Raw genomic sequence first — 19,340 nt, forward strand, 5'->3', positions numbered from 1 at the left:
GAATTTAAAACGGTATAGACTCCTGAATATTTTTTACAAAATAACTGGCAAAATAAACCAATAAATCGCCCCCACTTAATGTGAGGCTGCCGCTTTTTATTGCTTGGCTAGCTTTTTATAACTTAAGTCTGATTTTTTTAGGATTTTTTACATAAACGTAGTACACTCCTGAAAGTTTTTGACAAAAATGGGGGATTTGTCTGTTTTCTTGATAGCGTAAAAAAACTGAAATATTGACCTTACGGTGTTGTTGGCACTTTTTACTTTTTTATTTAAATCAATTTGTTATGAATTTAAAACGGTATAGACTCCTGAATATTTTTTACAAAATAACTGGCAAAATAAACCAATAAATCGCCCCCACTTAATGTGAGGCTGCCGCTTTTTATTGCTTGGCTAGCTTTTTATAACTTAAAGATTAAAAACTAAATTTTAGTGTCAATGCCAGAGCCAAGTCGTTCAGTTCAAAACGCCAAATTAAACGTGGTAACCTGTGTTATGGATTTAAAACGGTATAGACTCCTGAATATTTTTTACAAAATAACCGGTAAAATAAACCAATAATGGCCAAGCTTAATGTGGGGCAGCTGCTTTTTATTGCTTGGCTAGTTTTTTATAACTTAAGTCTGATTTTTTTAGATTTTTTACATAAACGCAGTGCGTTCCTGAAAGTTTTTGACAAAAATGGGGGATTTGTCTGTTTTTTAGATAAAATATTTGTTTAGACAAGCTGTGTGATAGCATCGTATTAATCAAAAATTCACCAAACCGGCCTGTCCACAAACGAATGGGAAAGCCGAAAGAGTGATACGAACTTTGAATTGCGATGTGGCATAATCAGCATATATTTATCGATTCAATAGATAGAAAACAAAAGCTTAAACGCTTTATTAATTTTTATAATATCGTTAAACCACATAAAATGATTTTTGGAAAAACGCCTTATGAGTTTTTAGAGGATTATTTTAATCATGAAGTGTAAACAACCCGACGTTTTCCTAAAAATAATTATTATTTTTTTCATAAAATCCTTCACCATAAAACACCAAACTACTGTTACCTCTTGGTACAGAATAATGAAATTGTTGGCGTTCGGCTTTATGTTGTTGATGTGTATTTGCTTCGTATTGGGCAAGCTTATGGGCTAGTAATAATTTAGCTAACCGCTTATTGGCATGTTGGCTTCGTTCTGTTTGCACTTTAACACTAATACCTGTTGCTATATGGGTTGCTCTTACTGCCGATTCGGTTTTATTGACATGTTGACCACCTGCACCTGATGACTTCGTAGTCGTAAATTCAATGTTACTATCTATTATTTGCAAAGGATTTTCTAGACAAGTAACACCGATAAACCAATTCTTACGTTTATGCGTTTGTCGATACGGACTTTGGCAGATCCATTGTATGGTTCCAAGCCAACGTTGAATTAACGGTTCACTTTGTAAACCGTCAACCGAAATAAGCACAGATCGAAAAGTATTGGGCTTTTCGCCCAATACGCTTTCAACTATTTCGGTAGTTACCGATAATTTACTTGCTTCACTTAAAAATTGAGTTACCGCTTTGGCAACCGCTAAACTGCACTCAGCAGGTCCTCGGGCAGATGAAAAAAAGAGTAATGCCATTAATGACCTCCTTGTGTTTTATAATTTAATATTGGAGTAAGCTGTGCGATCACTTTAACAATATTGACCTGTTGCATCGACTCAATCACACTATCGATTGATTTATAAGCTTGTGGTGCTTCCTCAAAAATTAAGCTACTATCTTCACAAATTACGCGACTACCCAGTTTAGTTCGCTTCAATTCTTGCATAGAATACCGCTTATCTAATTTTCCCTTACAGTCAGCTCGCCGCCATTTACGCCCAGCACCATGAGCCAATGACATTAATAAATTTTCACACTTTATTGGTTGGACTAAATAGCTATAATCCCCGCGTGATCCTGGGACTATCACTAGTTCATCTGTCGCTGAAGAGGCTCCTTTACGGTGTAACCAATAATCTTTTTGGGCTAATGTTACTTTTTCTAGAAAATTATGGCAGACATTTAGCACTTCATTACCTTGAGTATTAAGGTTTGTCATTAATCTTTCAGCAACCACTTGGCGATTTAATTTTGCAAATGCTACGGCATTATCATGTTTAGCTAGATAGTTTAATGCCTCAGGGCTATTATCAGGTAAACCTTGATAGCCAAAACGTGATAACTGGTTTTGTAAAATTTGATGTCCTAATCCTCTTGATCCACTATGCACCAATAAAAATAATTTTTTAGCATTAAGTTGATAATGATTAAATAACTGTTCATCAAAAATTTTACTAACCTTTTGTAATTCAGCAAAATGGTTACCACCGCCGATTGTACCTAGATTATATTTGTGCCGTATATCTGGTTGATCAATATTACCGATCTGCCGTTCTAGTTTATCAATGCTTAATTTAGCTATATTGATTTCTGTTTGCCAAAAACCCATACCACAACCAATATCACTACCAATTAAGGCTGGGTAAATGGTTTCACAACTTAAATAAACAGCTCCAATAGGGTAGCCTTTTCCTGGATGAAGATCTGGCATACCGACGACTTTAATCATATTCGGTAAATTTGCAGTTGACAGTAATTGTTCAATAGCTAACCCTTCGATCCAAGTATTTTTTGATGCTATATATGACGCTTTGTCAGATAGCACTTGTATAGAATTGTCCATATATCAATCCATTTAATAAATATTATTGTTTTTGTTGTACCCTGAAGACGTATAAAGACTATTGTTTTGAAAAAATCACATGTAAGAAAGTGATGTTGAAAATTAAAGCTTACTTAACATCTAACTCTATTTAATAGTGATTAGAACACAATAAATTGATTGTTTGTCTAAAACAGTAGCTACTTTATTTAATATAAAGTTGTCTTTAAACATTGGGTATAATTTTAATTGGCAGGCTAGAATCGGCAGAATAAATTGAAGCAAAAATTTATGAAGAGTAATTACTTAATTATTTTGCGATAAGCCTGCAAAGGTTAGTTAAATAAATCATAATAATTCTCCTTTGCAGTTAATAATGGCGCATATCATAGTTATCTTCTTATAAGAAGTAAATAGCAGAATAAAAAATTTTAGTATTTTTTTGAAATAAAAATGAGTAAATAGCTTCTTCGGTAGGTGTTAATGCATAAAATCTATTTAAAATTATTTTATTCTTTTTAAAGGGGTTGTTTAACAATCTATTTTTAGTTTTTGAAAACAACTAAGATGTAAAATCTCTCTATTTGTTTAAACTTCATGCTCAAGTAAGAGGTTTTTTAGGTAAATTTGTTAAAAATGAACAAGGTGTAAGTGCACTCTAATATGCGATTGTAATGGCTTGTGTTTCAGCCACGGTGTTATTCATTTTTAGTAGTAGTGATCAGGGACCTATTATGTCGTTGCTCAAAACAACATTTAATCTATTAAAAGCTAAATCATTATCTATACTGCAATAGAAAATGGATTAAAGATGTTTGTTTTTTAATCAATAAGAGTTACGCCATAAAGCTATGGCATTAGGCGTTTGATTAAAGTGTAGTAAAACAGATGATTGTTTATAGTGGTAGCAAATCATAATATGGTATTTCACCAGCATTGGTAAAAATGATGCGTTGGTCCAATTCCTTTCCCTATATTTAAATCATCGGCATGGCTAATTGCGCCTTGTAGATAATTTTTTGCTTGGACGATTGCTTCTTCTAAATTATTTTTAGGTAATAATGCTGCAATAGCTGCTGATAATGTGCACCCCGTTCCATGAGTGTTTTTAGTTTGGATACGTGGAAAGGTCATTCTTATTATATTATTGTGTGTGATCAAATAATCAGGGCTTTCTTTGCTTGGTAAGTGTCCACCTTTCATTAATACTGCTTTGCAACCTAGTTTGAGTAATTTTTGCCCTTGGTTTTGCATTTCATCTTCGGTTTTTGCTTCATCACAATCAAGTAATGCAGCAGCTTCTAGTAGATTGGGAGTGATAATGGTGGCTAGTGGTAATAAAAGCTCACGAATGGCCGTTACAGCATCGGATTTTAAAAGAGGGTGTCCACCTTTGGCAACCATTACGGTATCTAATACGATAGCTGGAATTGGGTTTGTTTTAAAAAGATGGTGAACGGTTGTGACTATCTCTTTATTCATCAGCATTCCTATTTTTACGCTATCAATTTTGATATCTTGATAAAGCGTGTTAAATTGGGCTTCAATAAATTCGGGCGATATTGCAAGTACCGCATCAACGCCTTGTGTGCTTTGTGCCGTTAGCGCGGTGATAACTGACATGCCATAAGCACCAAGTGCCGAAAAGGTTTTTAAATCGGCTTGAATACCTGCACCACCGCTAGGGTCTGATCCAGCAATGGTGAGTGCAATTGTTGTCATGATAATCTTTCCTATTTAGCTTGTTTGATTTTGTTAATAAGTGATAATGTTGCTTGTTGAATATCTTTTTTACCACAAATTGCCGAAACGACGGCAACTCCTTCAATACCTGTGTGAATGACGTCAGTGATATTGCTTTCATCAATACCTCCAATAGCAACAGCTGGGCACTGTTTTAATTTTAATAATTCGGTTAATTGCTTAGTACCAAGCGCTTTGGCGGCATCTTTTTTGGTTGCAGTTGGATAGATTGGACCAATTCCTAAATAATCGACTTTTTGCCAAGGCACAGCATTAAGTTGCTGGTGGTTTGAGATTGAAAATCCTAACCATTTTTTATTGCCAATAAGTTGTCGTGTAACATCGGCAGGAAGATCACTTTGCCCTATGTGTACACCATCAGCATCAACAGCAAGTGCGATATCAACATGATCGTTTATAAATAGTGGTACAGGCGTGCCTTTTAGTGTTTCTTTTAATGCTAATGCGGCGTAATACCAATCTTTACCTGAAAATGTTTGTTCTGATCTTAATTGAATTGCCGTTACACCATTAGCAATGGCAATTTTGGTGGTGTTTACCATGCCATTAATTCCTTCGCATAATAAGGGATCAAGAACTAAATAAAGAGTAAGATCGAGTTGTTTTTTCATTTGTTTCCTTATTCGTGCGTTGAGTTAAATGTAGAGAGCTGATCTAATATTGAAACAGCAAAGGTGCCTAGTCCTTGCTGTTTATTGGCAAGCTCGCCTGCCTTTTTCATCATTAAACATGCTGATGCAGTGGCTTGTAATGGATCGGGTGAGTTTGCAATAAAAGCCGCTACCATGGCAGATAATGAACATCCCGTTCCTGTCACTTTTGTTAACGCTACATCACCACCTGTTATGCTATAGGTGGTGTTGCCATCGGTGATGTAATCGACATCACCAGTCATAGCAACAATAGTTTGGTATTGTTGTGCAAGTGCTTTGGCAGTATTTAAAGCCGATTGGGTTGAGTCTTGACTATCTGGTCCTTTGGATGAGGCGTTTTGTCCATTTAACGCGAGTATTTCTGAAGCATTACCGCGTATTACTGTTGGATTAAATGATAACAATTGATGAGCAATATCGGTTCGATAACTAAGCGATGGTCCAACTGCGACAGGGTCAAGTACCCATGGGGTTTGTGTTTGTTGGGCTTTTTTGGCTGCAAGTAGCATGCTGTTAGCTGTGCTGTTGTGGATGGTGCCAATATTAATTAGTAAGCTATCGGCAATGGTAACAAATGATTCAACTTCTTGTTCGGCAATAATCATCGCTGGCGATGCACCAATAGCAAGGAGTACATTAGCCGTAAAGTTTTGGACTACGTCGTTGGTGATACAATGTACTAGTGGGCACTGTTGTTTTATATGGTTGATAAATGTAATTGCTTGCGCAGTTTGGAATGGTTGGGCTATTGGCATATTCTTTCCTTCCTTTTTTATTTATTAATCGGTAAATGCGGGGAAGAATGTGCCAAACTTAAGCTAGGGTTTTTATGGCTGAGACTTCCCTACGCTGGTATTATCCAGATCAGGTACAACGGGTAAGATCTCAGTTTTTTGTTAGAACAAAAAACACCCCGAGTCAAAATTTATTGGTTATTATGAACTGACTATTTATTATTAACAAGCTATTGTAATAATTTTTCTATATCAGTAATTGTTTTTCTATCGGGTAAGAAGATGATCAGGTGATCGTTGTTTTCAATAGTTAGATCAGTATTGACAATAATGATATCTTCACCACGAACCACTGCGCCAATAGTTGCCCCTGAAGGAAGTTTTAGGCTATTAATATTTTTGCCGACAAGTTTTGATGTGTCATTATCGCCATTAGCAACGACTTCGATAATTTCAGACTCGCCCTGCCTTAACGAGACAACTTTAACTACGCCAGTTTGCCTTACATGACTTAATAGTTCTGAAATGGTGGCATGTTGTGGGGAAATGGCAATGTCAATCACACTGTCATTAATCAGTTCAAGATAGGCTTGGCGTTGAATTAATACAATGACTTTTTTAGTGCCCATTCTTTTGGCAAGCATGGATGACATAATATTGGATTCATCATCGCTAGTTACCGCAATAAATAGATCGGTAAGCTCGATTTGCTCTTGTGATAGTAATTCTTGGTCAGATGATTCTCCATGCAATATAGTGGTGTTAATAAGTTGCTCGGCAATTAATTCTGCACGCTCTGCATTTCGTTCAATTAGTTTGACTTGATAGTCATTTTCTAAACGTTTTGCTAAAGCAACAGCGACACCTCCGCCACCGCTGATAATAATTCGTTTATAGGGTTTTTCTAATCGTTGTAATTCGCTAGTAACGGCTTTAATATTGACTGGCGGTGTGATGAAGTAGACCATATCACCCGCTTCTATTAAGGTTGAGGCGAGTGGGCGAATAAAGCGATTTTTACGATAAATGGCAACGACACGAGCTTCAACATGTGGTAAATGTTCTTTGAGTTCGGATAGTTCGTTACCCACTAAAGCACCACCATAATAGGCAGTTACAGCTACTAAGCAGACACGATTATCACAAAAAGAGGCAAATTGCAGTGAACCGGGGTATTGTACTAACTGGCTAATATGGTTGGTGATAAGGTTTTCTGGAGCAATAATATGATCAATGTTAATGCAATCTTTGTTGAAGCAGGGGTAATCTTCGTTATTGTATTCGGGTTCTCTGATACGCGCGACTTTTTGGGGAATGTGAAACATCACATGTCCAATTTGGCAAGCTATCATGTTGATTTCGTCAGAGTTAGTAACCGCAACAAGCATGTCTGCTGATTCGGCACCGGCATCTTTTAAGACTTGCGGATAAGATGGTTTGCCACAAATTATTTGTAAATCAAAGCGTTCTTGCAAAGATTGCAATTTGTCGTGATCTTCATCAACCACTGTAACATCGTTTTGCTTTTCGGTAACGAGATATTCAGCAAGCGCACTACCTGTCTGTCCTGCACCAAGAATAATAATCTTCATAACTAACCTGTATCGTTAAATGGCTTTAATGGTTGCTTGTTTATCTAGTTTATTAAAGCCATTACATACTATTTTATTTTTGTAACAATAGAGTATTGTTTTAGTAATTAAACAAACCCAATTGCGTCATAGACCTTTTTCAATGTTGGTTCGGCTTTTGAGCGTGCTTTTTCGGCACCTTCTTGCATGATTGAAAATAAGTAGCTTTCATCATCACGATACTCATGATATTTAGCTTGCAAGTTGGTTAACATGTCAATAACTTGAGTTGCCACTTCGGTTTTTAAGTGACCATACATTTTGCCTTCAAATTCTTTTTCAAGCTCAGCAATAGGCTTTCCTGTGATACCCGTTAAAATATCAAGCAGGTTTGATACACCAGCTTTATTTTTTATGTCGTAACGAACGACTGGTGGTTCATCAGAATCAGTCATTGCGCGTTTTATTTTCTTTTCAATATCTTTTGGGTTCTCGAGTAACCCTATTACGTTATTGCGATTTTCGTCTGATTTTGACATTTTTTTTGTTGGTTCTTGTAATGACATAACGCGTGCACCAACTTTAGCAATAAACGGTTCAGGAACGGTGAAAACATCCCCATAAAGTGCATTAAAGCGCATAGCAATATCACGCGATAATTCAAGATGTTGCTTTTGATCATCGCCCACAGGTACTAAGTTTGCTTGATAAAGCAAAATGTCTGCTGCCATAAGTACTGGATAGTCAAATAGACCTGCGTTAATGTTTTCGGCATGGCGTGATGATTTATCTTTAAATTGTGTCATACGGCTGAGTTCACCAAAATAGGTGTAACAATTTAATGCCCAACCAAGTTCTGCATGTGCAGGGACGTGTGATTGTACAAAAATAGTGCTCTGTTTGGGGTCAATTCCACAAGCTAAATAAAGGGCAAGTGTATCTAATGTGGCTTTGCGTAATTTGTTGGGATCTTGACGTACTGTGATCGCATGTTGATTGACAATACAATAAACGCAATCATATTCACCTTGCAAAGCCACCCAATTTTTTAATGCACCTAAGTAGTTGCCAAGTGTTAGTTCTCCTGATGGCTGAGCGCCACTAAATACAATCGGTTTACTCATAATTTATTCCTAATCTATGCTAATTATTTTTTTGCATCAGCTTTGGGCTGAGGTAATAATGTTAGTATGTCTTTAAAATCATCCAATAAAAAATCAGGATTGCTCGTAGCGATCGAGATGCCATAATTATAGCCATAGCTTAATGCTACCGTCGGGCAGTTGGCATTTTGCGCTGCTGTGATATCATTTTTAGAATCACCCACAAACAAGAGCTGATCACTAAACAATCCAAATGTTGCCATAACTTGATATAAGGGCGCTGGGTGTGGTTTTAATTTAATCACATCTCCACCACCAAGCACTAATGAAAAGTACTCTTTTATACCTAAAGAAGTCAGTAAAGCTGGTAAAAATTGTGCAGGTTTATTAGTTACTAATGCGAGTGGATAATTATTATCATAGAGTGCTTTTAAGGTCTCTTTAACGTTGGGAAATAATTTAGTTTCTGCATCAATGACTTTATCATAGTGCTGATTAAATAGATCTTTAGCTTTGGCAAAGAGTTCTGTTGATGGATCGACTTCAATTGCTTTAAATACTCTTTCTAGCATGATATCAATACCATTACCTACGAAGTTTTTGATTTGTTCATTGCTAATTGTTGGTAGGTTTAAATCTGCTAGCATTTTTTGTGAGGCCAGTGCAAGCCCTGGGACACTATCGACAAGTGTGCCATCTAAATCAAAAGCTACGGCCTGAATGTCATTTAATTTAGTCATGTTGAACTCCTGCTAATTCTTTACGCATGGCATCAATAACGGTTTTATAATCAGGTTGGTTAAATATAGCTGAACCAGCAACAAACATATCGGCACCAGCTTTAGCTATTTCAGCAATATTTTCTACTTTTACGCCGCCATCAATTTCTAATCGAATATCGCGTCCAGATTCAATAATACGTTTTTTTACTTGTCGTAGTTTTTTTAAGGTTGATGGAATAAATGATTGTCCACCAAAGCCAGGGTTAACGCCCATTAATAAAATAATATCAATTTTATCTATGACATAATCTAAATAGTTTAACGGGGTTGCGGGATTAAATACAATACCAACTGTACAACCATGATCTTTTATTAATTGCAATGAACGATCTAAATGAACAGTGGCTTCAGGGTGGATTGATATATTGCTTGCCCCAGTATTGGCAAAACTAGTTATTAAATCTTCAACTGGTGATACCATTAAATGCACATCAATAGGGGCGCTAACACCATAGTCGCGTAAAGCTTTACAAAACATTGAACCCATGGTTAGGTTGGGAACAAAGTGATTGTCCATTACGTCAAAATGGATAACATCGGCTCCTGCATCAAGCACTTTTTGAGTATCTTCGCCAAGACGCGCAAAATCGGCTGATAATATTGATGGCGCAATAATGTATTTTTTCATAACCTACCTCTAATAACTTTACTTTAACCAAACCTGCTTATGACTTTTTATATAACGCTAAAATCTCGTCAATTTTTTTACGTCCTTCACCAGCACAGCTAATTGAGCGCCTCATTTCTGCCCGATAAAGCTCACTTGCTTTACTGTAAAGGGTCATTGTGTAATCAGTATAATGATTAGACACTAGTACAGGTATATTTTTTTTATATGCTATGGTTTCAGCTAATTTTGATAGTTTTTTGTGTTCTTCAAATCCAAATATATTTGAATAGTAGGCTGTAAAGCCCGCTGATTCATTCGGTGATATATAGGGCGGATCACAATAAATTACTGAATTTTTTTTTGCTTGTTTCATTACTTTATGATAAGGCGCACAAATAAACTGAGCTTTTTGCGCTTTTTCTGCAAAAAAATAGAGTTCTTTTTCAGGGAAATAAATTGTCTTATAACGCCCAAATGGGACATTAAATAGGCCGCTGTTGTTATAACGACATAAACCGTTATAGCAATGACGATTTAAGTAGACAAATAAAAGTGATCTAAAATATTGGTCTTTACTACCATTAAATAAATCGCGCAGTTGGTAAAACGCATCGGGATTATTATTTTGAGTGGAAAATAACAATCGAAGGTCACTAATAAATTGATCAGGGCTTGATTGTAACAATTTAAATAATGAAATTAAATCGTTGTTGATATCCGCTAAAATATAACTTTTGTAGTTAGTATTCAAAAATACAGAACCAGCCCCGACAAAAGGTTCAATTAGTTGTTCGCCTTCTGGTAGATACCGTTTAATTGTGTCCACGAGCTCATATTTCCCTCCAGCCCATTTTAAAAAGGCTCGTTGCTTCTTCAACGGATACTCCTAATTTGTCGTTGATCGGATAAATAAACGATATTTCTTGTTATTTCGTTACTTTTTCTTTGTTAATTGTTGCACCAGATTTAACCCATGGTTTGTCTTTTTTCAGTGCAGTTGGTAAAGACTTAATCGCTTTGTTCGCTTCATCTATTGATGAATAATTACCTTTTATTAAAACAAACCACGAACCAGATTGATGTTTAGACTCATAAATATGGTAATCGGTTATATTATTTTGTTTGATAAATTTTTTTAATCCTTCCAATGATTTAGATGCACTAAGCTGAATGACATAGTGATCATTTTTTATCTTAATGTTTTTTTCTAAACCAACATTTTCATTTTTGCTATTAACCGAGTTATGGTTATTTTTTTTCGTATTGGTCTTACTAGCGACAGCATTATCATTAGATGTTGTAACAGTCTGATGGTTTGCTTTATAACCCTTATTTTGATTATTAGTTAATGAACTTAAGTTACTATTTGTATTACCAAAAGATTCAAGTTGCGTATTAGATTGATTCAAAGTATTGTCTGATGATGTTTCTATTATTGAATTAGTACCTCTAATTTGATTTCCATTAACCTCACTAATGTTTTGTTCATCAGTGATTGTATCATTGATTTCTTCTGCTGACGTTACTCCATTTACCTCTGAAGGGGTTAATGATGTTTCTGTTTTTTTGTGAAAAGAATAAAAGATAATCAAAAAAAGTAATAAAAAAATAATAATTGTTAAACCGAAAATAATTAACTTTTTCCTTGGAAAATCTTGAAGAAAACCGAGCAATTTTAATGAGGGCGTAGAGTCCTTATTAGGTTGTTCTGATATATAACGGTCATCTTTATCTACACGCATACTTACTCCTTAACCTATTAAAAGATTTATTGCTTCATGATTAGTTATTATTTCTAAAATAAGCTATTTAAATTTGTTCTATTTTATCGATAATATAACTTGCAACACCTTTGGCACTTTGTTCATCGGTTTTAATGGTAATATCAGCAATTTCTTCGTAAAGAGGTTCACGTTCACTGGCAAGATCTTCGTAAAGTTCACGGGGTGTGTTACCGCCTTGTAATAAAGGGCGACGTTTATCTTTTTGCGTTCTTGCCATTTGTTTTTCGATAGTTGTTTCAAGGTAGACAACGATTCCCCTAGCGGATAATCGATTGCGTGTCTCTTTAGATAAGACTGAACCCCCACCTGTTGCAAGAACAACACCTTGTTTTTCAGTCAATTCGTTAATGACTTTTTCTTCTCTGGCACGGAACCCTTCTTCCCCTTCTAGGTCAAAAATCCATGCGATATCTGCACCAGTACGTTTTTCAATCTCTTGATCTGAGTCAAAAAAATCCATGCCTAACTGTTGTGCAATTTGTCGGCCTATTGTGCTTTTTCCCGCCCCCATTGGGCCAATTAGAAAGATATTTCGCTTTTCTGCCATTGTAATTTCATCATCTATTAATTTGGGTTAAAAATATACAACACACTAATAACTCATTATAATTTATAAAATTATTTTAGTTATTACTGTGTAACTTTTCTTGGATCTCCGTCTAACGACAAAAATTTAGGTTGGTAATTATCTCAATAGATAGTACCTTTTGGCAATAGGTATTTACCAATAGTTTTAGCTAATACCAGCTTGATGCAAATCATGGATGTTTAAAACACCTACTAATTCATCGTTGTTATTAACAACCGGAGCGGCAGTAATATTATGATCAGTAAATAATTTTAGAGCTTCGACAGCCTTCCAACTTTCAGGAATTCGATGCCCTAGGCTGGTCATAACGTCCATAATGTTATCTTGTAATGTACCATTTTTTAATAATAAGCGACGTAGATCACCATCGGTAAATACACCTGCTATTTTATTATTATCTTGACAGATTGCAACTAAGCCTACACCTGTACGGCTTAATTCTAACATTGTATCAAGAACTGTTGCTGTTTGTGGCACTTTAGGTATTCGATCCCCTGTTCGCATTATATCCCGTACATGGTTGAGTAATTTAGCTCCTAAGCTACCAGCAGGATGGGATCGTGCAAAGTCTTCTTCCTTAAACCCTCGTGCGCGCATTACAGCAATTGCTAGCGCATCGCCCATTAATAATGTGTTGGTTGAACTTGATGTCGGTGCAAGTCCCATTGGGCAGGCTTCTTTTTCAATTGAAATATCAAGAATGGCTTGGGCTGATTTAGCAAGTGGTGAATCCAACCCTCCAGTAATAGCAATAACAGGAACCTGCATTTCGGTAAGAATAGGTAAAATTAAATTAAATTCCTTAGCTCGACCTGAGTATGAAATTAATATGGCTACGTCGTTTTGAGTTATCATTCCTAAGTCGCCATGCAGGGCTTCCGATGGGTGCATAAAAAAAGCTGGGCTACCTGTACTTGCTAACGAAGCGGCAATTTTTTTTCCTATGTGTCCAGATTTTCCAATACCTGAAACAACAACTTTACCTTTGGTACTTAAAATTAGTTGACAAGCATTAATAAAATCTTTGCCAAGCCGATTAGGCAATTTTTTTGCTTCTTGTAACTCTAATTCTAGAAGCTCTCGACCATATTGTAATATTTTATCCATTTTAATTAACCTATCGAATAAAAATAAATAAACGGCAAATATAATCGGTGAATAGGGGGGGATAACGATTATAAAAGCTAAATTGGTATTAGTTTAACAATTAACGGTTGAATATTCAAAAAAGTATCATATCAATATCTACTTGTTAACTTTTAATAATCTAAAAACCTAAAGCAACTTTGATCCCTAGTGTAATTAAAATAATACCCAGTAATTTATCAATGATAAATTGAAGTTTAAAGTAACGACGTTGTACGCTTTGTGTTTGAAAAATAAATACCACAAAAGGCCACCAAAAAATAGCTTCAATCCAAATGATAGATGCGACAATGAGCTTATCAAAGATTGATGACTCTGCATTGAGTACTTGAGTAAAGGTAGCTAAAAAGAATAATGTTGCTTTTGGATTAAGTAAATTACATAAAAAGCCTTGCATAAAGGCTGATTTACCTGAAATTGACTGCAAAATTTGTTGTTCACCAATATAGGTTATATTTGTCTTTTTAGCCATTAGTGCCTTTATGCCAAGCCATATTAAGTAAGTAGCGCCGGCATAGCGTAAAGCGTTATAAAGTAATGGTGTGGTAGCGATAAGCACTGCAACGCCCGCAACACAATAGCTCATATGAACTAAGATGGCTGTAATTACACCTAAACCAGTGAGTAATGCTACTTTTCGGTTATAACTCAAGCTATTTTTTAATACCAAAAAGAAATCAGGCCCTGGTGAAATCATTCCTAAAAAGTTAATTGTAGTGACTAAAATTAATGTATCAAACGTCATTTTGTTGACCTATTTGTATACTTGTGCTGAATTGTTGATTGTTGCAATATTGGCTTTATTTTGCTCAATAAACTGTTTTTTATCAAAATTAGGTTTGGTTAAATAGTCTGTCAAAAATTTGGCATTACTTTCAACTTTTGCACCATTTAGAATTAAACGAGGCAAATCAATTTGATAAATAGTTTGATCAGTTGTTTTTTGTAGATCTTGAGTGTTAGCATTCGTTAATAAGTAAAGTTTGCGCTCTTTTTGTGACAGGCGATTGATCATTGGTGTGCCTGCTCCCATCATTAAATGATCTGGAAAAATATAAAATATAGTATTTTCTAATATCCCTTCATCTTTTAAATGATTGATAAAAATTCCTAAATTATGATCTAAAGATGCGGCAACGAACGACATGTTATCAGATTTAGGCGAAATGATGGGTTTCATTCTTTCATCATCAAAACCATTTGGTGCATGGGTTGAAATCGTTGACACAAATAAGGCAAACGGTTGATTGTTTTGACGCATTTGCGTAATTTGTTTTTTCGCTATATCAAAAATATCTTTATCATATAACCCAAATGGTGCTGATGGATATTGTCCAACGTAGTTTTTTTCAGAAATAACTTGTATACCTAACATATCCACTGTATGCCCAATACCTGCAAACTCAGGTCCGGCTATTACATAACGGGTTTGGTAGCCAGCTTTTTTAAGTACATCTCCCAAGCTAACGAGATTTGTTTCGTTTGCACGCATTAATGGTGATGTTGTGTAACCTCCAATTAAAAAAGGCATGCCAGTCATATAGGTGTACATTGATGCGGTAGTCCAGCTACTACCTGAACTCATTGGCATATTAGCGAAAAAAGTATAGCCTTGACTAAGTTTTTGTAAATTTGGGGTTATTTCTTGAAAATCTAAAAAGCCTTGTTCAAATGATTCTAATGATAGCACAATAATATTTTTCCCCTGATGACTAACAAGCTGATCTTTATTTGTGTAGTTAGTCATGTTGAGTGATTGTAATGCTTGCTCAAACGGCTCACGTGGGGCACTTGTGACTTGATAAATTTCGTACAAACGGCTTAATGGTCCATTGTGATAACTAATTGAGATGATTGCTACAACGGCTAATAACAAACGAACAATTAAATGGCATTTGCGTTTACACCAATTTGCGAGTTTTGATAGCAAAAAAATAAGGGCAAAAAAGACCACAATAACTAAGAGCGCTTGCAATTTAAAAATAAATAACCCTTCTATAATGTCATTGATATTTAAATTGACATAAAACTGATAATCAATAAATCCACCACTAAAGTAGATGGAAGTAAGCTCCATTACGATAAAGATCGTGAATAACGTTATACTTAAAAGTTGCCACTTTTTTTGTTTAAAAAGCGAAGCAAAAACAATAGTGATAATAAAAAGTGGTAAAACAATCAGTGTTGATAAAGGCATAAAATATGTTGCTCAATCTATTCAATAATCAATTTTGCCTAAGTATATACTTAATGCATAAAAAAATAAAAATACTGGCTAATTTGCTTTATAAATTACAGCATAAAATATGTGGTATTAATATTTAAAATGATAACTGTTATTATTTAATATTGATAATTAATGTCATTCGCAATAATATATCTCCATCCCATTTTTATAATGTTAGGAATTGTTATGCCGTGTTTTATACGGAAAATCATTATTATTTTATCTTTATTTTGCTTTTCTTTTTGTTATGCCGATATCACATTACCAACACCGCAAACTAAAGATGGTATGAGTTTATTTGAAAGTTTAAAAAAACGATCTTCAACATCAGGAGGGGGTTTCCCTGCTGGTCAAGTTTCTGATAACGAACTTTCAACCGTACTTTGGGCCGCAAGTGGCTTAAACCGAGGTAAAAATGGTTGGACAGTGCCCATGGCTAATGGCAATTCTCCTTATGTAAGAATTTATGTCGCTAGCGAAAAGGGAACTTTTTTATATGAATGGGAAGGTCATTATCTAAAAGAAATTAATAATAAAGATATTCGTGCTGATATTGGTTTGCAAAATTTTACTAGGCGAGCTGCTTATTCGTTGATTTTTGTGTCAGACGCTAGTGCATTTACTGATATCAATCCAGAACAGATCACTAATTTTAGTTACACAGCTGTTGGTGGAATGAGTCAAAATGCTTATTTAGCAGCAGCAGCCTTAAAATTAAGTGCTCGTTATATTCACTCCATCAAACCCGAAGTCATAAGCCAAGAACTACAATTGCCCGAAGGCAGTAAGCCACTTGGTATGCTCTTATTAGGAAAATAACAGGTAACAACACAATATGAAACGATTTTTGACACTTGTTTTACTTCTTATTGTGAGCTTAATGACTTTTGCTCAATCATCTTATGCTGCGGAAAAAAAATATGAAAGTTGGAATGCCATTGTTGATGAAATGGATGTGATTTTAAATGACGCTTATGATATCTATTTTATGAAAGATGCTGAGCGTGCTAAAGCGCAAGTCAATAATGCCTATTTCGGCTTCTATGAAAAGCATGGAGTAGAGCGAGCGGTAATGTCTTATATTTCAGGGAAACGAGGAACCGATACCGAATATCAATTTAATAAAATCAAACGATTGATGAGCAGTGGAGCGCCTAATAAAGCTGTTCGTGTTGAGATCGATACAATTTTAAAAATGTTGCACGAAGATGCCAATGAATTGGATGGTAAAAAAGAGAGTGGTTGGAGCGTTTTCTTTGCTTCATTTATTATTCTATTTCGGGAAGGATTAGAAGCGATTTTAGTCATTGCGGCAATTTCGGCTTACCTTGTTCGTTCAGGCAATATAGCAATGGTAAAAGTGGTTTATATGAGCTCGCTTGCCGCTGTTTTTGTCAGTGTACTTGCCGCAATAGCGCTACGTTCTGCAATTAAAATCAGCGGCGCTAATCAAGAAATTATTGAAGGCTCGGCAATGTTGCTTGCGACAGTGGTGTTATTTTTTATTAGTAATTGGATGTTTTCCAAAGCCGAAGCTGAAACATGGAAAAATTATGTTCAAGGCAAAGTGCAAACAGCAATTTCGTCAGGAAGCCGCTTTGCATTAGGATTTGCTGCCTTTTTAGCTGTTTTTCGAGAAGGAGCTGAAACAATTTTGTTTTACCAAGCTATGTTAGCTGATACACAAGATCATATGGATAAGGTTTGGTATGGGCTTGCTGTTGGAACAATAGTTTTGGCGGTAATTTTTATGGTGATCCGTTTTGGTTCGCTCAAATTACCTCTTAAGCCATTTTTTATTGGTACTAGTGTATTGATGTACGTTATGGCCATTGCTTTTGCAGGCGGAGGAATGAAAGAGTTACAAGAAGCGGATATTATTTCAGTTACTCCAGTTGATTTTGTTCATTCTGTTGAAATTTTAGGTATTTATCCAACGCTCGAAACATTAATTCCACAAATAATTATGGTGTTAATTGTGGTATTTTCGGTTATGTATTACACATTTGAACGTAGTCATAAAAATTACAAATTATAAAAAATTCATAATATTAAATAATTAGAAATAATTATTAAAAGTCTTTAAAAACAAAGTGAAGGAGTTTTCAATGAAAAAATTAGTCTTATCAGCAGGTATTGCTTCAATACTAGCACTATCTTCATTTGCTCATGCCGCTGCACCAGCGCCAGGTGAACAAAAAGGTTTTGAAGAATTCCCTATTGGTGATGAAGTTACTGTTGGCCCATTACATATTGGGGCTGTTTATTTCCAACCTGTTGATATGGAACCTGCTGGTATGGGTGGTTTACCAGCTTCAAAATCAGACATGCATATTGAAGCAGATATTTCGGCAGCCGAAGGTAATAACTTAGGCTATGGCGTAGGTGATTTTGTTCCTTATTTAACAGTTAAATACAAAATCAAAAAAGAAGGCAGTGATAAAGTTCTTGAAGGTAACTTTATGCCAATGAACGCATCAGATGGTCCTCACTATGGTAATAACATTAAACTTGAAGGTGCTGGTAAATATAAAGTAACTTTTATTATTGAAAACCCTGAAAAACAAGGTTATTTATTACACGTTGATAAAGAAACAGGGGTAGAAGGTCGCTTCTGGACTAAACCGATTGAAGTTTCTTGGGACTTTGATTATATTCCGCGTGCATGGTAACTTTTTTTAGATACTAAATATAATTAATATCATAATTAATAGTCAGTTATGGTGAGCATTATGCTCACCTATAATATTTGCAACAGCTAGGCAATGAATATGCTTCAATACCTTATCAACATTACCGATAATACATTCGTTCCCGCCATGATAATGGCACTACTTAGTGCGACGATTGCCAAATCAATACCTAATTACAGTAAAAAAATTATTTTATTCGGTTTTATTGTGGGATTTATTGCTGCATTGGCCTATGCCGTTTTAAAACGTAATACAGGTTTTGCCGTTCGTGAATATTATGATCTTGGGGTGGTCATACCTTGGGTTATTATTGCTATACCATTGATTATTGCTATTTGCTTACAAAAATCCACTTATAACCGAACAGCTAAATTCTTTTTTACACTACTATTTGCACTCAGTATTGGTTTGATAAGCGCCCAGTGTTTACCTAATTTAATGCTCTATCCATTTGAATTTTCTGTCGGGATGGACTCTATTTTTAATCATGATTACTTGTTTAAATGGGTGGGCTATGGGGTTGCGCTACTAGTAATTTTGTTGACAGGGTTATTTGTTTATCATACTTGTGGCCAATTATCAACGCGATTTGTGTTTGCCATTACTTCACTGTCGATCGTTATTTTTACTCTGCAAAATAGTATTAACATTTTACAAATTTTAATTGTTAGACGCTTTATTTCATCACAACCATGGATGATGAAATTGGTTATTTTCATTCTTGGGCACGTTAACTTTTTTACTTTTATATTTATCGCTATTGTGCTTTGTTTAGCTATTGTTTTATATATCAAATCAAAAACAACCTCGTTAGTCGGTAGTAACCCTGCTCAAATTCGTAAACTTAAAGCCCAATTACGTAGTGATAGACGATGCGCTTTAATGATTATGGCAGGTACAGCGATCACTGCTTATACCGTAACTCGCGCTCGCTATATTTTTTAAAAAAGGGGAGAACTGACACCTGCTGAGCCAGTAACACCGAATAC

General features: G+C 35.3%; 19 protein-coding genes and 1 riboswitch. Of the genes, 4 read left to right on the top strand and 15 right to left on the bottom strand.

The genetic code is table 11. The annotated features are described in order from the left end of the window. Nucleotides 1–998: 998 nt before the first annotated feature. The 15 genes from prfH to A9G35_RS08945 form a co-directional block, all read right to left on the bottom strand. Complete coding sequence (prfH, locus tag A9G35_RS08875; RefSeq protein WP_065636542.1) at nucleotides 999–1,628, bottom strand: peptide chain release factor H; 630 nt, start codon at nucleotides 1,626–1,628, stop codon at nucleotides 999–1,001. Then, nucleotides 1,628–2,716, bottom strand: a complete 1,089-nt coding sequence (locus A9G35_RS08880) for an RNA ligase RtcB family protein (protein WP_065636543.1) — start codon at nucleotides 2,714–2,716, stop codon at nucleotides 1,628–1,630. The genes prfH and A9G35_RS08880 overlap by 1 nt, the downstream gene beginning before the upstream one ends. Nucleotides 2,717–3,622: 906 nt before the next feature. Next, nucleotides 3,623–4,417, bottom strand: a complete 795-nt coding sequence (thiD, locus tag A9G35_RS08885) for a bifunctional hydroxymethylpyrimidine kinase/phosphomethylpyrimidine kinase (RefSeq protein ID WP_065636544.1) — start codon at nucleotides 4,415–4,417, stop codon at nucleotides 3,623–3,625. A gap of 11 nt (nucleotides 4,418–4,428) precedes the next feature. Continuing rightward, entirely contained in the window at nucleotides 4,429–5,070 is a 642-nt protein-coding gene (gene thiE, locus A9G35_RS08890; protein ID WP_065636545.1) for a thiamine phosphate synthase, read from the bottom strand. Between the two features lie 8 nt (nucleotides 5,071–5,078). Then, on the bottom strand, nucleotides 5,079–5,867 hold the full coding sequence (gene thiM, locus A9G35_RS08895; protein WP_065636546.1) for a hydroxyethylthiazole kinase: 789 nt from the start codon (nucleotides 5,865–5,867) through the stop codon (nucleotides 5,079–5,081). Nucleotides 5,868–5,936: 69 nt separating this feature from the next. Next, a riboswitch (TPP riboswitch) is annotated at nucleotides 5,937–6,038 on the bottom strand. A gap of 38 nt (nucleotides 6,039–6,076) precedes the next feature. Continuing rightward, on the bottom strand, nucleotides 6,077–7,438 hold the full coding sequence (gene trkA, locus A9G35_RS08900; RefSeq protein WP_065636547.1) for a Trk system potassium transporter TrkA: 1,362 nt from the start codon (nucleotides 7,436–7,438) through the stop codon (nucleotides 6,077–6,079). A 107-nt stretch (nucleotides 7,439–7,545) separates the two neighbouring features. Next, entirely contained in the window at nucleotides 7,546–8,541 is a 996-nt protein-coding gene (trpS, locus tag A9G35_RS08905) for a tryptophan--tRNA ligase (protein ID WP_065636548.1), read from the bottom strand. A 23-nt stretch (nucleotides 8,542–8,564) separates the two neighbouring features. Continuing rightward, on the bottom strand, nucleotides 8,565–9,260 hold the full coding sequence (locus tag A9G35_RS08910) for a phosphoglycolate phosphatase (RefSeq protein ID WP_065636549.1): 696 nt from the start codon (nucleotides 9,258–9,260) through the stop codon (nucleotides 8,565–8,567). After that, complete coding sequence (gene rpe, locus A9G35_RS08915; RefSeq protein ID WP_065636550.1) at nucleotides 9,253–9,930, bottom strand: ribulose-phosphate 3-epimerase; 678 nt, start codon at nucleotides 9,928–9,930, stop codon at nucleotides 9,253–9,255. The genes A9G35_RS08910 and rpe overlap by 8 nt, the downstream gene beginning before the upstream one ends. A 37-nt stretch (nucleotides 9,931–9,967) precedes the next feature. Continuing rightward, a complete protein-coding gene (locus A9G35_RS08920) occupies nucleotides 9,968–10,789 on the bottom strand; it encodes a Dam family site-specific DNA-(adenine-N6)-methyltransferase (RefSeq protein ID WP_065636551.1) in 822 nt (273 codons plus the stop codon). Nucleotides 10,790–10,838: 49 nt separating this feature from the next. After that, nucleotides 10,839–11,654 (bottom strand): SPOR domain-containing protein, encoded by an 816-nt coding sequence (locus tag A9G35_RS08925; protein WP_065636552.1) that lies wholly within the window; start codon nucleotides 11,652–11,654, stop codon nucleotides 10,839–10,841. Between the two features lie 67 nt (nucleotides 11,655–11,721). After that, complete coding sequence (gene aroK, locus A9G35_RS08930) at nucleotides 11,722–12,243, bottom strand: shikimate kinase AroK (protein ID WP_065636553.1); 522 nt, start codon at nucleotides 12,241–12,243, stop codon at nucleotides 11,722–11,724. 186 nt (nucleotides 12,244–12,429) lie between these two features. Beyond that, the gene (gene gutQ, locus A9G35_RS08935; RefSeq protein ID WP_065636554.1) at nucleotides 12,430–13,392 is read right to left on the bottom strand and encodes an arabinose-5-phosphate isomerase GutQ; all 963 of its coding nucleotides are present in this window, start codon (nucleotides 13,390–13,392) and stop codon (nucleotides 12,430–12,432) included. 160 nt (nucleotides 13,393–13,552) lie between these two features. Next, entirely contained in the window at nucleotides 13,553–14,176 is a 624-nt protein-coding gene (locus A9G35_RS08940) for a LysE family transporter (RefSeq protein ID WP_065636555.1), read from the bottom strand. A gap of 9 nt (nucleotides 14,177–14,185) precedes the next feature. Next, nucleotides 14,186–15,628, bottom strand: a complete 1,443-nt coding sequence (locus A9G35_RS08945; RefSeq protein WP_065636556.1) for an LTA synthase family protein — start codon at nucleotides 15,626–15,628, stop codon at nucleotides 14,186–14,188. Nucleotides 15,629–15,844: 216 nt separating this feature from the next. Here A9G35_RS08945 and A9G35_RS08950 point away from each other — a divergent pair, with 216 nt between their 5' ends. From A9G35_RS08950 to A9G35_RS08965, 4 genes are all read left to right on the top strand, one after another. Then, on the top strand, nucleotides 15,845–16,477 hold the full coding sequence (locus A9G35_RS08950) for a nitroreductase family protein (RefSeq protein ID WP_065636557.1): 633 nt from the start codon (nucleotides 15,845–15,847) through the stop codon (nucleotides 16,475–16,477). 16 nt (nucleotides 16,478–16,493) lie between these two features. Next, complete coding sequence (locus tag A9G35_RS08955) at nucleotides 16,494–17,696, top strand: FTR1 family iron permease (protein WP_065636558.1); 1,203 nt, start codon at nucleotides 16,494–16,496, stop codon at nucleotides 17,694–17,696. A 70-nt stretch (nucleotides 17,697–17,766) separates the two neighbouring features. Continuing rightward, entirely contained in the window at nucleotides 17,767–18,330 is a 564-nt protein-coding gene (locus A9G35_RS08960; RefSeq protein WP_065636559.1) for an iron transporter, read from the top strand. Between the two features lie 99 nt (nucleotides 18,331–18,429). Further along, nucleotides 18,430–19,296 carry a hypothetical protein gene (locus A9G35_RS08965; protein WP_065636560.1) on the top strand — a complete coding sequence of 289 codons (867 nt, stop codon included), beginning with the start codon at nucleotides 18,430–18,432 and terminating at the stop codon, nucleotides 19,294–19,296. Nucleotides 19,297–19,340 lie beyond the last annotated feature (44 nt).

Source organism: Gilliamella sp. Choc5-1 (assembly GCF_001690595.1).
Taxonomy (GTDB): Bacteria; Pseudomonadota; Gammaproteobacteria; order Enterobacterales; family Orbaceae; genus Gilliamella; species Gilliamella apicola_M.

What these genes read in the sequence shown, in the direction of transcription:
- thiD (WP_065636544.1), bottom strand. Translation starts at nt 4,417, where the DNA reads ATGACAACAATTGCACTCACCATTGCTGGATCAGACCCTAGCGGTGGT.
- thiE (WP_065636545.1), bottom strand. Translation starts at nt 5,070, where the DNA reads ATGAAAAAACAACTCGATCTTACTCTTTATTTAGTTCTTGATCCCTTA.
- rpe (WP_065636550.1), bottom strand. Translation starts at nt 9,930, where the DNA reads ATGAAAAAATACATTATTGCGCCATCAATATTATCAGCCGATTTTGCG.
- aroK (WP_065636553.1), bottom strand. Translation starts at nt 12,243, where the DNA reads ATGGCAGAAAAGCGAAATATCTTTCTAATTGGCCCAATGGGGGCGGGA.
- A9G35_RS08910 (WP_065636549.1), bottom strand. Translation starts at nt 9,260, where the DNA reads ATGACTAAATTAAATGACATTCAGGCCGTAGCTTTTGATTTAGATGGC.
- trkA (WP_065636547.1), bottom strand. Translation starts at nt 7,438, where the DNA reads ATGAAGATTATTATTCTTGGTGCAGGACAGACAGGTAGTGCGCTTGCT.
- A9G35_RS08925 (WP_065636552.1), bottom strand. Translation starts at nt 11,654, where the DNA reads ATGCGTGTAGATAAAGATGACCGTTATATATCAGAACAACCTAATAAG.
- thiM (WP_065636546.1), bottom strand. Translation starts at nt 5,867, where the DNA reads ATGCCAATAGCCCAACCATTCCAAACTGCGCAAGCAATTACATTTATC.
- gutQ (WP_065636554.1), bottom strand. Translation starts at nt 13,392, where the DNA reads ATGGATAAAATATTACAATATGGTCGAGAGCTTCTAGAATTAGAGTTA.
- A9G35_RS08955 (WP_065636558.1), top strand. Translation starts at nt 16,494, where the DNA reads ATGAAACGATTTTTGACACTTGTTTTACTTCTTATTGTGAGCTTAATG.
- A9G35_RS08940 (WP_065636555.1), bottom strand. Translation starts at nt 14,176, where the DNA reads ATGACGTTTGATACATTAATTTTAGTCACTACAATTAACTTTTTAGGA.
- A9G35_RS08950 (WP_065636557.1), top strand. Translation starts at nt 15,845, where the DNA reads ATGCCGTGTTTTATACGGAAAATCATTATTATTTTATCTTTATTTTGC.
- trpS (WP_065636548.1), bottom strand. Translation starts at nt 8,541, where the DNA reads ATGAGTAAACCGATTGTATTTAGTGGCGCTCAGCCATCAGGAGAACTA.
- A9G35_RS08965 (WP_065636560.1), top strand. Translation starts at nt 18,430, where the DNA reads ATGCTTCAATACCTTATCAACATTACCGATAATACATTCGTTCCCGCC.
- A9G35_RS08880 (WP_065636543.1), bottom strand. Translation starts at nt 2,716, where the DNA reads ATGGACAATTCTATACAAGTGCTATCTGACAAAGCGTCATATATAGCA.
- prfH (WP_065636542.1), bottom strand. Translation starts at nt 1,628, where the DNA reads ATGGCATTACTCTTTTTTTCATCTGCCCGAGGACCTGCTGAGTGCAGT.
- A9G35_RS08960 (WP_065636559.1), top strand. Translation starts at nt 17,767, where the DNA reads ATGAAAAAATTAGTCTTATCAGCAGGTATTGCTTCAATACTAGCACTA.
- A9G35_RS08945 (WP_065636556.1), bottom strand. Translation starts at nt 15,628, where the DNA reads ATGCCTTTATCAACACTGATTGTTTTACCACTTTTTATTATCACTATT.